We start from the raw sequence: 11,634 nt of genomic DNA, 5'->3' as shown, positions 1-11,634 counted from the left end.
GGTTCAGCGACCCGGGTAGACGACCGACTTCAGGCTGTCGGGGTCGGTGTCGCTCTCGAGCGCCTGCTCGACCTCGTCGAGGCCGAAGCGCCCGGTGACGAGCGAGTCGAGGTCGACCTGGCCGTTGGAGACAAGCTGGATCGCGACCGGCCAGGTCTCGGTGTAGCGGAAGATTCCCGTGACGGTGATCTCGCGGTTCTGAATGTCTTCAACCGGCAGCGTCATCTCGGGATTGCCGAGCCCGACGAGCACGGCGGTTCCGGCCGGGCGCACGGCGCGGATGCCCGACTGCACCGCGGGAGCCGCACCGCTGGCGTCGATGAACGCGTCGATCGGCACATCGAGATCAGCCGGGTTCTGCGTGCGCGGGTCGATCACTCGCGTCGCGCCGTACTGCAGCGCCCGGTCGCGGCGCGTCTCGACGAGGTCGGAGACGATCACCTCGCCAGCACCGAACGCGCGTGCGGTTTGTGCCGTGATGATGCCGATCGGGCCGGCGCCGGCGATGAGCACCGTTGAGCCGGGAACGATGCCGGCTTTGCGCACCGAGGTGATCGCGACCGAGAGCGGCTCGAGCAGGGCGGCCGCCTCGTCGGTGACGTTGTCGGGCACGTCGTGCGCGAAGGCCGCCTGGATGGTCACGAACTCTGCGAACGCACCGTCGATCGGGGGCGTTGCGTAGAACTCCATCTCGGGGCACAGGTTGTAGGTGCCGATGCGGCATTCGCGGCATCGCCCGCACGGCCGCTGCGGTTCGATGGCGACTCGCTGGCCGATGCGGGCTGCGTCGACGTTCTCGCCGACGGCGACGATGACGCCGCCGACTTCGTGCCCGAGCACGAGCGGCGCTTCGACCACGAAGTCGCCGATACGCCCTTCACGGAAGTAGTGCACATCTGAACCGCACACGCCGACGGCGCCGACGCGAACGAGCACCTCGTCGGCGGCGGGCGCCGGCACCGGGCGCTCTTCGATCGCGAGCTCTCGCGTGCCGAGGAGCACGCTGGCGCGCATCCGCTCCGGGATCTCTGGCTGGGTCATGGCTGTTCTCCTCGTACTGCTTCGGGTTGCTCGGGGCCGAGCAGCGCCCGACCGACGATGACATGGTGAGCTCCGAGCGCGATGGCATGGCGCGCGATGGAGGCGTTGACGCCCCCGTCGACGCTCACCTGCACGCTGGGAGCGAGGTTCGGAATCCGGTCGAGCAGTTCGGGTCGCGCGGATTCGCGCGTTCCGGGCTCGATCAGCATGACGAGGGCGCCGTCGACCCCACTGGCCGGCAGGATCGCGGGTGCGTCGCCGGGTTCGAGCACCGTCCACACCTCGCCACCCGCCTCGCGAAACTCGCGGGTCAGCAGCGCATCGGTCGACATGTCCGCCGGCAGGGCCGCACGTTGAGCGCCGACGGCGGCAGCGATGCTCAGCACCGCTGAGACCTCCGCGTGCAGTTCCGCCTCGCTCCCGCCCTCGGCCGCCCGCTTCGCTCCCGCCAGCACGATCACGTGCACTTCAAGCAGGGAGTCGGGGTGCCGTTCGCCGAGCTCGTGCAGTTCTGCCGCGACGATGCCCCGGTGCACCAGCGCACCGCTCGCATCGCGGTCGAGGATCACGTCGAGGTGCATGGGCAGTCCCGCCGCCGCGAAGCTATCGGCCACCGCCGCACGTTCCCCCGCAGGTGCAGCGTAGAGGCTTCCGTACACGGTGCCCTCCGGCAGGTCGTCGAGCCACTCCGCGTGCGGCAGGGCCTCTGACGAGGAGCGGGACACAACCTGAATCCCGGTCATCCGCGGCTCCGGTCGAGCGCGTCGACCGCTGCGACCTCTGTGTAGCGGTCGAAGCGATCGGCCGAGACACGACCGGGTTCGGCGGAGACGCGACGTGCCGGCTTCCATCGCTCTGCGAGCTCCATGATCGGCGTCCCGCTCAGCACCGCGGCCGCCTGTACCGCGGCGCCGCGAGCGACGGCCTCGGGGGCGTCGACGAGGTGTACGGGCTTGCCGAGCGCGTCGGCGAGAATCTGCCGCGTCGCGGCAGATCGGGCCGCACCGCCGATGGCGATCACCTCGCCGTCGGTGCGCACGCCGCACCGCTCGAAGTGGGAGAGGCCCGCGACGAGGCCGAAGACGACCCCCTCGTAAGCGGCCCGGGCCAACTGCTCGCGGGTCGTCTCCGTCGTGAGATCGGCGAGCAGCCCAGAGGCGAGCGGTCGGTTCGGGGTGCGTTCCCCGTCCAGGAAGGCGGCGAGCACCGGGCCGTCGTTCCCCGCCTGCAGCGCGAGAGCCGAGAGTTCGTCGTGATCCGTTCCCATGAGCCTCGCGAAAGTATCGATCACCTTCGCGCCGTTGAGCGTGCACACCAGCGGCAAGAAGCCGCCGGTGAGGTTCGCGACGCCGTTCACGAAGCCGCGCGGATCTCGCACCGGATCAGGGGTCGTCGAGAACACCACCCCTGACGTGCCGAAGGCGAAGACAGCGTCGCCTTCGGTGATCCCGAGCCCCAACGCGGAGGCGTGCTGGTCGCCGCCGCCGGCGGAAACGAGCGCGGGTTCGCTGATACCGAGCTCGGTCATCGCCGCCGCGGTCGTGGTGCCTGCGACGCCCTCGGGCTCGAGCACCTCCGGAAGCATCGGCGCCCAGTCGCGCGAATCGTCGATGAGCTCGAGGTGGTCAACCAGATAGCGGTTGGTCGCCGGATCGAAGTACCCGGTTCCCGAGGCCTCCGAGCGGTCGGTCGCGAAGACCCCGGTGAGCCGGTAGGTGAGATAGTCGTGCGGCAGGAGAATCGTGGCCAGCCTCGCGAAGTTCTCGGGCTCATGACCGGCGAACCACGCGACCTTGCTCAGCGTGAAGGCCGCGGTGGGCAGTGACCCGGTCGAGGCGATCAGCTGCTCGGGGCCGATGCGCTCGGCGAGATGGCGCAGTTCGGTGTCGGTCGTCGTATCGTTCCAGAGCTTCGCATCGCGGATCACTTCTCCGGTCGCGTCGAGCGGCACCATGCCGTGGCACTGGCCGGCGACGGAAATCGCTCGGACGCTCACGTCGCCCGCCTGCGCGAGCGCGGCGCGGAAGGCGCCGACGAACGCGTTCCACCAGGCGTGCGGATTCTGCTCGCTGCGCGGCGGCGCGACCGGCGGGTGCGCAGCCGTCGCCCCCGCGATCCTGCGTCCGTCTTCGAGCGCGAAGAACTCGACCTTGCACGACTGCGTCGAGGTGTCGACGCCGCATACGACGGCGATCATGCCACGCCTCCCCGCTGGGGGGCGGCGATCGATTCTGGCAGGTCGCGCTGCTGCCCCACAATGCCGGCTGGGTGAATCTGCACGACCTCTTCCCAGCTGAAACCGCGGAGGCCCATGAGCGTGACGGTGAGTGCGTCGCCCCATGCTCCGGCCACAAGCGTGCTGCCGAGTGCGATGAGACCGCCCGCGTCGGCTTCGATGGGGTCGGTGGCGATGTGCACGATGCGGGTCGCCGCAGCAGCGAACGGTGAATCGGGGCGCTCGGTCACCGCCACGACCTCAGAGCCCCGCTCGACGAGTCGCTCGACGAGCTGCGTGAGCTCGGCCGACTGGCCACCCTTCGAGAACGCGATGACGAGATCGTCACCGGTCACGGCACCCATACCGCCGTGCAGCGCATCCTGAGACGGAAGGAAGAACGCGGGCGTACCCGAGACGGAGAGCAGGTGCGCGAGGCGATCGGCCATGATGCCCGAGGTGCCGGCGCCCGTCGTCACGACTTTGCCCGCGCAGCGCTGCACGGCTGCAACCACTTCGGCGAACGTCTCGTCGATCTGGTCGGCGAGATTCGCGAGTGCCTGAGACTCGCGAAGTATGGACTCCCGGGCGTGCTGCACGAGGTCTGCGGCGGTTGCGCTCATATGATTGACCTGATCTCTCATTTGTTGCATTTATTCTAGTGCCTAGCGCGGCGGGAAGCGACTTCCGGCTCCGAGCATTCGTCGAGCCGGAACCGGCCGGTGTGAGAAGATGACGCATCGAGAGGAGACGCCCGTGGAACCCGGTCCCAACAGGCTGGTCGAGATGGCGCACGTCGCCCGAGAGCACTTCATCAATGACGTGCCCATGGTGGAGCTCGCCGCGCGCACGGGCATGTCGCGGTTTCGCGTCGCGCGACTCATCGCCGAAGCTCGGGAGCTCGGCGTGCTGCGCATCAGCGTCGGCGCGCCGCAGGCCCTGGGCCGCGACGACGTCGCAGAACTGCGCCTGCGATACGGTCTCCGCGACATCCACTGCGTCACGCTGCCCGAGGGAGACGCAGACCCCCAGGCTCTGCGAAGCGCCCTCGGCAGGGAGGCCGCAACATACTTGCAAGCCCACGTGCGCCCCGGCGAGGTCCTCGGGTTCGCGAGCGGTCGCACCCTTGCGGCGATTCCCGAGCACTTGCGAGAGCTGCCCCAGTGCGATGTGGTGCAACTGACCGGGCTCGCCGGCCCGCCAGGAGAAACCGCGGGCGATCTCGTGCGCACGGTCAGCGCGATCTCGGGCGGCGAACCCGCCTCGCTGTACGTTCCGCTCGTGGCCTCTGACGCTGAAGCCGCTTCCATGCTGCGCCGCCAGCCCGGTGTCGCGCACACCCTCGCTCGGATGGAAGAGGTCACCCGGGCAGTGCTCGCGGTGGGAAGTTGGAGCCCGGTCGTCTCGCAGCTCGCAGAGTCGATCTCCGACGATGCCGCAGGCGGGCTCATCGCGAGCGGCGTGCGCGCCGACGTCGCCGCCGCACTCTTCGACGCCACAGGGGGCCGCGTCTCCGCCCTCGATGCTCGCACCATCGCGATCCCCTTCGATCAGTTGCGCGCTGTTCCCGAGATCATGGTGGTTGCGGGTGGGGCCGAGAAGCACGCCGCGCTCCGTGCTGTGCTGATGGCCGGGTTCGTCACCACGCTCATCACCGACCGGGTGTCGGCTCTCGCCCTGCTCTCGGGCTCCCGCAAAGCCTGAACGGCGGCGGCCCCCTCCCCTGCCCGGGAGGAAACCGCCGCCGTTCGAGTGCTGACTACTCCTGGCCGGGGAGGCCCTCGTAGGCGATGTCGCCGGTCTCGAGGTTCTCGGCGATCAATGCGCTCAGCCCGTCGAGGAAGGCCGGGCGATCGTTGACGACGTGGTCGAGTGCGTCCTCGACGTTGTCCTGCGTGATGGGGGGCATCGTGTAGATGAGGTTGTTGTCGACCTCTTCGTCACGCGCGATCGCTGCGGCGACTGCAACGCCAGTCGCGAGCTGCACGGTGCCGTTCTGCAGCGAGGTGCCGATGAAGTCACCGTTCTTCACGGCGTTCAGGCCGTCCTCGATGCCGTCGATGCCGACGACCGGAATATCTTCCATGCCTGCCTCGCGGAGAGCCTGCTTGGCGCCCAGACCCATGTCGTCGTTCTGCGAGATGACACCGTCGATGTCGTCGCCGAACGCCGAGATCCAGTTCTTCATCTTGTTGACGGCCTCATCGCGGCTCCAGTTCGCCGTGTCCTTCGCGAGCACCTTCATATCGGGGTTCTCTTCGAGCACCTGGTCGATGCCGGCACCGCGGTTGATTTCGCCCGACCCGCCGAGGGGGCCCTGCAGAATCACGACGTTGCCGGTGCCACCGAGCTCGTCGACCATCATCTGCGCTTCCTGCGCACCGGCCGCGACGTCATCGGGCTGCACGCTGCCCGCGACCTCATCGTTGTTCAGCGTCGCGTTCACGTCGAGGAAGGGGATCCCCGCCTCGCTCGCTGCCGTCACCTGCGGCTGCAGCGTATCGGCCTGCACGGGAACGACCATGATCGCATCGACGCCGGCCTGGATGAACTGGTCGACCTGCGTCGCCTGCGTCGAGACGTCCATCTTCGCGACGTTCCACAGGATCTCGATGTTGTTGTCTTCCGCGTAGCGGTCGATGCCTTCCTTGCCTTCGGTGATGAAGGAGGACATGTCGTAGACGCTCACGCCCACGGTGACGCGTTCCTTGCCGCTGTCATCGGCGCTCTGCTGCGCTGCAGGATCGCCGGCACCGCAAGCCGCGAGCGACAGCACTGCCGCGCCGGCCACGGCGACCGCGAATCCGCGGTTCATTCGAGAGGTGAACTTCATGGGGTACTCCATTTCGATGGTGAGGGGTAACTGGAAAGTGGTGCGGTGAGAGATCGCCCTGCGCCCGCAGGCGCCATCGCGGTCAAGATCGTCGACGTTTACTGGCCCACACGTCGACCGCGACGGCGGCGACGATCAGCACGCCCTTGATCACGTCCTGCCAGTAGGCGGGCACGGTCAAGATGTCGAGACCGTTGTTGAGCGTCTGAATGAGCAGCAGGCCGAGCGCCGTGCCCCAGACGGTCCCACGACCGCCCATGAGGCTCGCTCCGCCGATCACGACCGCCGCAATGGCATCGAGCTCGTATCCCTGGCCGAGGTTCGGCGATCCGCTGATCACGCGGGAGGAGAGCATGATGCCCGAGAGACCCGCGAGCGCGCCGCTGATGGCGTAGACGCTGTAGAGCACCCGTCCCGTCTTCACGCCGGCGATCTGCGCTGCGAGGGGATTGCCGCCCACAGCGTAGACACGCAGGCCGTAGCTGGTGCGTCGCATCATGAGACCGAAACCGACGATCATGATGATCATGAGGATCACGGGAATCGTGAGCCCGAAGACGCGCGTATTGGCGAACTGACCGTATTCGGTGGGGAGCCCGTTGATCGGTGCACCATCGCCGAGCACGAACGCGAGGCCGCTGGCGAGCGTGAGCATGCCGAGCGTCGCGATGAACGGCGGCACCTTCATCACCGAGACGACGAAGCCGTTCACCGAGCCGGCGGCGAAGCCGACGACCACCGCGACGACCACCGCGAGCCAGATCTGGTCGGGCATCTGCTTGGCCGCGACGGCCGCGGCCATTGCACTCAACGCGATGACGCTTCCGACCGACAGGTCAATCCCGCCGGTGAGAATCACAAGGGTTTGCCCCAGCGCGATCAGCGCGAAGGGCGCGGCTGCGACCAGGATGGTCGTCACATTGTCCACCGTGCCGAAGCGTGCGCTCCGGTAGAGGAAGAAGGCGATGATCAGCAGCATCACGATGACCATCGCGTAGCGGATGGCCAGCTCGCGGAACCAGGGGCCCGAGAATCGGCGGAGGTCGCCGCTCTCGGACACCGTCCGCATCACTTCGGTCTGTGTCGGATTCGACATGTCATGCGTCCTTTCGAGGAGCGTCTGCGGCGTCAGCTGCTGCCGTGTCAGCTTCTGTGGCTTCGAGTCCGCTGGCAAGGCGGAAGATTCGGTCCTGCACCTCGGCGCGAGAGAGGTCGGCTGCGGTGAGTTCACCTGCGACCGCGCCCTCTCGGAGCACGAGCGCACGGTGGGAGAGGCTGAGGATCTCCGGCATGTCGCTCGAGGCCATGAGCACTGCCATACCGCTGGCGGCCAGTTCGACGATGATGCGGTAGATCTCGCTGCGGGCGCCGACATCTACGCCGCGGGTGGGCTCGTCGAGCAGCAGCACGTCGACATCGTCGGTGAGCCAGCGGGCCAGTACGACCTTCTGCTGATTGCCGCCCGAGAGGGTTTCGAGCGACTGGTCGAGGTCTCGGCTGCGCAGACGCACCGAATCCATCACCTTGCCGACCTGCTCACGGCGCGCGCGCTGCCGCAGGAAACCGGCGATGGAGAACTGCGCGAGGCCGGGCAGCGTGCCGTTGTCGAGCACCGACATGGGCAGCACGGCCCCGGAACCCTTGCGATCCTCGGGTACCAGCGCCATTTTCGCCGTGATCGCCGCAGCGGGTTCTCCCGGCTTCACACGCGATCCGCGCACGCGCACCTCGCCGCTCTCCGACCTGCGCACGCCGAACACGGTCTCCATGAGTTCAGTACGACCCGCACCGACCAGGCCGGCCAGGCCGACGATCTCACCGCGACGCACCTGCAGCGAGATGGCCTCACTCGCTCCGGCAACCTGGAGCTCGTCGAGCTCGAGCACGACTTCCGCGCCCGGCACACCTCGCTCTGGGAAGAGGTCTTCGAGCTCTCGTCCGATCATCGCGGTCACGATGTCGTCATCCGTCAGATTCGAGAGCGCCTGATCTTCGACGAGCTCGCCGTCTCGGAGCACGATGACGCGGTCGGCGATGGCGCGAATCTCCTCCATCTTGTGCGTCGTGAACAGCAGCGCGACGCCGCGGTCGCGCAGCAGCCCCATGACCTCGAGGAGACGACCCACCTCGCGCTCGGAGATCGCACTCGAGGGCTCGTCGAGCAGGATCACGTTGGCACCAGTGTTCGTTGCCTTCACGATCTCGATGATCTGGCGAATGCCAACCGGAAGGTCGCCCATGCGCTTGCGCGGATCGGTCGTGAGCCCGAAGACGGCGAGCTGTTCGCGAGCCTGCTCGATCATCGCGCCGCGGCGAAGCCCGAGCGGTCCGCGCAGCTCGCGCCCGATGAAGAGGTTCTCGTACACCGTGAGTTCGAGGATCGATGCGAGCTCCTGCGGCACGATGGCGACGCCGAGTCGATGCGCCGCCTGCGCGTTGCCGGCCGGCAGCGGAGTGCCCTGCACCTCGACGGTGCCGCCGTCAGGGCGGTACTGGCCCGACGCGATCTTCATCAGCGTGGATTTGCCCGCGCCGTTCTCGCCCGCGAGCGCAGTCACGGTTCCCGCTTCGAGGCTCAGCGAGATTCCCCGGAGCACAGGGATCCCTCCAAAACCTTTGACGATATTCGTGCATTCGAGCAGTGTTCCGGTGGCCGGCACGTGCGGAGCTGGATCGCGCACCTGTGCCTGCTGGTTACTCATGTTGCATTCACCCCTCTCCACGGCGAGCGGAGGTTCCTCGTCGTCCCGGCTTGTGGGCGCTTCGTTCGAGGCCCGTATAGGTTTTTACCACGACTTGTAACATCTGAGAAACACGGCCGCACATATGAGCGATGCTACAGTCTGTGTGTTGCAGTGTGCCAATCCGATGAAGGAGCCCGATGAGCGAAGCCGAACGCCGCATGGCACTCGTCGCCACACGGCACTACATCGACGGCTTATCGCGCATCGAAATCGCAGATGAGATCGGTATTTCAAGGTTCGCGGTAGCCCGCCTGCTCGAGCAGGCGCGCGACCGAGGAATCGTGCGTTTCGAGATCGCATCACCCGACGATCTCGACCTGGGGCTCTCCGCTCAGTTGCGCGATGCGTTCGAACTTCGACACGCAATTGTTGTACACGCCCCGAGCGGGGCGGAAGACACCCTCAAGCGACGCCTCGGCACGGCTGCCGCCCGTCTCCTCGAAGAGGTGATGACGCCGGGCGAGGTGCTCGGCCTCGCTGCGGGCCGCACGCTGCGTCAAATGGTGATGGCGTTCCAGTCACTGCCGCCGGTGGACGTCGTGCAGCTGGAGGGTGTCGCTGCGGGCCTGCAAGAGAGCGGTGTCGAACTCGTGCGTCACGCCGCGCGCGTCTCGGGCGGAACGCCCCACGCCCTGCTCGCTCCCCTCCTCACCCGGAGCGACGAGACCGCCGAGCTGCTGCGCGACGAACCGGCGGCCCGCGAAACCTTCGCGCGGTTCTCAGAAGTCACCACCGCGGTCGTCGGGATCGGCAGCTGGAATCCCGAGGATTCCCAGGTCTCGATGCTGGCCGGCCAGCTCGGGATCCGAGAATCGCTCCTCAGCGCGGGCGTGCGCGCCGATCTCGGCGCCGTGCTGCTCGACAACGACGGTACGGTGGTCGAGAATGCTGTGGGACGGAGCGTCGGCATCGACGCCCCCGGGCTCCGCAACGTTCCGCACGTGCTCGCCGTGGCCGGTGGGCCGCTGAAGTTCGTCGCGGTGCGTGCGGCGCTTCGCAGCGGTCTCATCCACTCGCTGGCCTGCGACGCAAGCACGGCCCAAGCACTGCTCGCAGACGCCTCGCGCACCGATACGCACCGAAGGAGCGATTCATGAAGTTCGAAGACCTGCAGGGCCGCACGGCCGTCGTCACCGGCGGCGGGCGCGGTCTCGGCTATTCGCTCGCCGAGGCCCTCGCGAGCCAGGGCGTGAACGTCGCACTGCTCGACGTGCTTCCCGACGTGAGCGATACGGCCGACAGCCTTGCACAGCGGTTCGGCGTGCGCGCGATCGGCATCCGCACCGACGTGACAGACCCTGAGCAGATCGAAGCAGCGTTCGACCGCATCGCAGACGCGCTGGGCACGCCGCAGGTGCTGCTCACCGCAGCCGGCATCACCCTGCTCGAAGCCGCCGTCGACATCGACCCGGTGGCGTGGCGACGACTGCAGGCGATCAACGTCGACGGCACCTTCTTCGTGGCGCAGGTGTTCGCACGGCGCTTGCTGGCCGCCCGCCTCGAGGGCTCCGCGATCCTCGTCTCGTCGATGTCGGCGAAGATCGTCAACGTGCCGCAGCAGCAGACGGCCTACAACACGTCGAAGGCGGCGGTCGATCACCTGACGAAGTCGCTCGCCGTGGAGTGGGCCGGCTCAGGTATCCGCGTCAACGCGATCGCACCCGGCTATTTCCTCTCCGATATGACGAAGCAGTTCACCGAGAGCAACCCCGAGCTCGCTGCAGAGTGGACGTCGCGGATTCCGATCGGACGCATGGGCGACCCCAGCGACCTGCACGGTCTCGTGGCCTTCCTCGCATCCGACGCCTCCTCCTACATCACCGCTCAGTCGATCGTCATCGACGGCGGATACACCGCGCTGTGAAGCACGCATCGGGCGGGGCGCCGCGTGCGCTCGTCTTCGGCGAAGCACTCGTCGACGTGATCGACGGCACCGCGTTTCCCGGCGGCTCGCCGTTGAACGTGGCGGTCGGCCTCAGCCGGCTCGGTGTCGCCACCACGCTCGCCGCCCGCCTCGGCGAAGACGCGCACGGGGCTCAGATCGCGGAGCATCTGCGCGCATCCGCGGTCGTGTTCGCACAGCCCGTGGCGGGGGCAGAAACCTCGCGCGCCGAGGTGAGCCTCGATGCTTCCGGGCAGGCGCAGTATCGTTTCGTGCTCGACTCGGAATTGCCGGCGGTGCCCCTCGAGGGTGTCGACCTGGTGCACACCGGATCGCTCGGCGCGGTGCTCGCGCCCGGCTCCGACACGGTTGCTCGCGCATTCGAGGAGCCCGGCGCCCGATTGCGCAGCTACGACCCGAATATTCGGCCCGATCTCATGAAGGATCACGACGCAACGCTCGGACAGGTCGAGCGCCTCGCCGCACGAAGCCACATCGTGAAGCTGAGCGACGAGGACGCCGCCTGGCTGTATCCCGGGTATGAGCCTGACCGCGTGCTCGCACGGTTCCTCTCCCTGGGTGCGTCACTCGCGGTGCTGACGCGCGGTGCTGCAGGCTGCGTCGCGCGATTTGCCGAAGACGACCTCTCGGTGCCGGCGGAGCGGATCACCGTCGTCGATACCGTCGGCGCTGGCGACTCCTTCATGGCGGCCCTCCTCGCCGCAGTGCTCGATGGACCACTTGCGCCCGCCCTGCTCGCCGACCGGCCGCCCGTTGCTGGCGACGTCGAGCACGCGCTGAAATTCGCGGCTCGCGCGGCGGGCGTCACGTCGTCACGCGCCGGGGCCAACCCGCCGTGGACCCGGGAACTCGCGGCCTGAGCGACCGACACATTTCCAGCCACTTCATAGCAAACGAT

Annotated in this window: 11 protein-coding genes; 4 read left to right on the top strand and 7 right to left on the bottom strand. The window is 67.8% G+C overall.

What is annotated here, in order from left to right; all coding sequences use genetic code 11:
* Positions 1-3: 3 nt before the first annotated feature.
* The 4 genes from AB0O71_RS00635 to AB0O71_RS00620 are packed head-to-tail and all read right to left on the bottom strand — an operon-like array spanning position 4 to position 3,879.
* Complete coding sequence (locus AB0O71_RS00635) at positions 4-1,041, bottom strand: NAD(P)-dependent alcohol dehydrogenase (protein WP_363740729.1); 1,038 nt, start codon at positions 1,039-1,041, stop codon at positions 4-6.
* The gene (locus AB0O71_RS00630; protein ID WP_363740727.1) at positions 1,038-1,784 is read right to left on the bottom strand and encodes a hypothetical protein; all 747 of its coding nucleotides are present in this window, start codon (positions 1,782-1,784) and stop codon (positions 1,038-1,040) included. Before AB0O71_RS00630 ends, AB0O71_RS00635 begins: the two co-directional genes overlap by 4 nt.
* Positions 1,781-3,238: a xylulokinase gene (xylB, locus tag AB0O71_RS00625; protein WP_363740725.1), complete on the bottom strand. Its 1,458-nt coding sequence runs from the start codon at positions 3,236-3,238 to the stop codon at positions 1,781-1,783. The genes AB0O71_RS00630 and xylB overlap by 4 nt, the downstream gene beginning before the upstream one ends.
* Positions 3,235-3,879, bottom strand: coding sequence for an SIS domain-containing protein (locus tag AB0O71_RS00620; RefSeq protein ID WP_363740723.1), 645 nt, complete (start codon positions 3,877-3,879; stop codon positions 3,235-3,237). Before AB0O71_RS00620 ends, xylB begins: the two co-directional genes overlap by 4 nt.
* Before the next feature lie 133 nt (positions 3,880-4,012).
* Here AB0O71_RS00620 and AB0O71_RS00615 point away from each other — a divergent pair, with 133 nt between their 5' ends.
* A complete protein-coding gene (locus tag AB0O71_RS00615; protein WP_363740721.1) occupies positions 4,013-4,960 on the top strand; it encodes a sugar-binding domain-containing protein in 948 nt (315 codons plus the stop codon).
* Between the two features lie 55 nt (positions 4,961-5,015).
* Here the strand turns inward: AB0O71_RS00615 and AB0O71_RS00610 are convergent, their stop codons facing one another.
* The 3 genes from AB0O71_RS00610 to AB0O71_RS00600 form a co-directional block, all read right to left on the bottom strand.
* On the bottom strand, positions 5,016-6,089 hold the full coding sequence (locus AB0O71_RS00610; protein WP_363740719.1) for a substrate-binding domain-containing protein: 1,074 nt from the start codon (positions 6,087-6,089) through the stop codon (positions 5,016-5,018).
* A gap of 82 nt (positions 6,090-6,171) precedes the next feature.
* A complete protein-coding gene (locus AB0O71_RS00605) occupies positions 6,172-7,185 on the bottom strand; it encodes an ABC transporter permease (RefSeq protein WP_363740717.1) in 1,014 nt (337 codons plus the stop codon).
* A 1-nt stretch (position 7,186) separates the two neighbouring features.
* A complete protein-coding gene (locus AB0O71_RS00600) occupies positions 7,187-8,791 on the bottom strand; it encodes a sugar ABC transporter ATP-binding protein (RefSeq protein WP_363740714.1) in 1,605 nt (534 codons plus the stop codon).
* Between the two features lie 179 nt (positions 8,792-8,970).
* Here AB0O71_RS00600 and AB0O71_RS00595 point away from each other — a divergent pair, with 179 nt between their 5' ends.
* Genes AB0O71_RS00595 through AB0O71_RS00585 form a run of 3 tightly spaced genes read left to right on the top strand, consistent with a single transcriptional unit; the run spans position 8,971 to position 11,596 of the window.
* Positions 8,971-9,930: a sugar-binding domain-containing protein gene (locus tag AB0O71_RS00595; RefSeq protein WP_363740712.1), complete on the top strand. Its 960-nt coding sequence runs from the start codon at positions 8,971-8,973 to the stop codon at positions 9,928-9,930.
* On the top strand, positions 9,927-10,697 hold the full coding sequence (locus AB0O71_RS00590; RefSeq protein WP_363740710.1) for an SDR family oxidoreductase: 771 nt from the start codon (positions 9,927-9,929) through the stop codon (positions 10,695-10,697). The genes AB0O71_RS00595 and AB0O71_RS00590 overlap by 4 nt, the downstream gene beginning before the upstream one ends.
* A complete protein-coding gene (locus AB0O71_RS00585) occupies positions 10,694-11,596 on the top strand; it encodes a carbohydrate kinase (RefSeq protein WP_363740707.1) in 903 nt (300 codons plus the stop codon). The genes AB0O71_RS00590 and AB0O71_RS00585 overlap by 4 nt, the downstream gene beginning before the upstream one ends.
* Positions 11,597-11,634 lie beyond the last annotated feature (38 nt).

Source organism: Leucobacter sp. NPDC077196 (genome assembly GCF_040687075.1).
GTDB lineage: Bacteria > Actinomycetota > Actinomycetes > Actinomycetales > Microbacteriaceae > Leucobacter.
Note: the sequence above shows the minus strand (reverse complement) of the source record. Positions and strands in the feature narration are given on the sequence as shown.

Excerpts from the sequence above, each read along its gene's own strand:
- AB0O71_RS00600 (WP_363740714.1), bottom strand. The coding sequence starts at position 8,791 with ATGAGTAACCAGCAGGCACAGGTGCGCGATCCAGCTCCGCACGTGCCG.
- xylB (WP_363740725.1), bottom strand. The coding sequence starts at position 3,238 with ATGATCGCCGTCGTATGCGGCGTCGACACCTCGACGCAGTCGTGCAAG.
- AB0O71_RS00610 (WP_363740719.1), bottom strand. The coding sequence starts at position 6,089 with ATGAAGTTCACCTCTCGAATGAACCGCGGATTCGCGGTCGCCGTGGCC.
- AB0O71_RS00630 (WP_363740727.1), bottom strand. The coding sequence starts at position 1,784 with ATGACCGGGATTCAGGTTGTGTCCCGCTCCTCGTCAGAGGCCCTGCCG.
- AB0O71_RS00595 (WP_363740712.1), top strand. The coding sequence starts at position 8,971 with ATGAGCGAAGCCGAACGCCGCATGGCACTCGTCGCCACACGGCACTAC.
- AB0O71_RS00620 (WP_363740723.1), bottom strand. The coding sequence starts at position 3,879 with ATGAGCGCAACCGCCGCAGACCTCGTGCAGCACGCCCGGGAGTCCATA.
- AB0O71_RS00635 (WP_363740729.1), bottom strand. The coding sequence starts at position 1,041 with ATGACCCAGCCAGAGATCCCGGAGCGGATGCGCGCCAGCGTGCTCCTC.
- AB0O71_RS00590 (WP_363740710.1), top strand. The coding sequence starts at position 9,927 with ATGAAGTTCGAAGACCTGCAGGGCCGCACGGCCGTCGTCACCGGCGGC.
- AB0O71_RS00605 (WP_363740717.1), bottom strand. The coding sequence starts at position 7,185 with ATGTCGAATCCGACACAGACCGAAGTGATGCGGACGGTGTCCGAGAGC.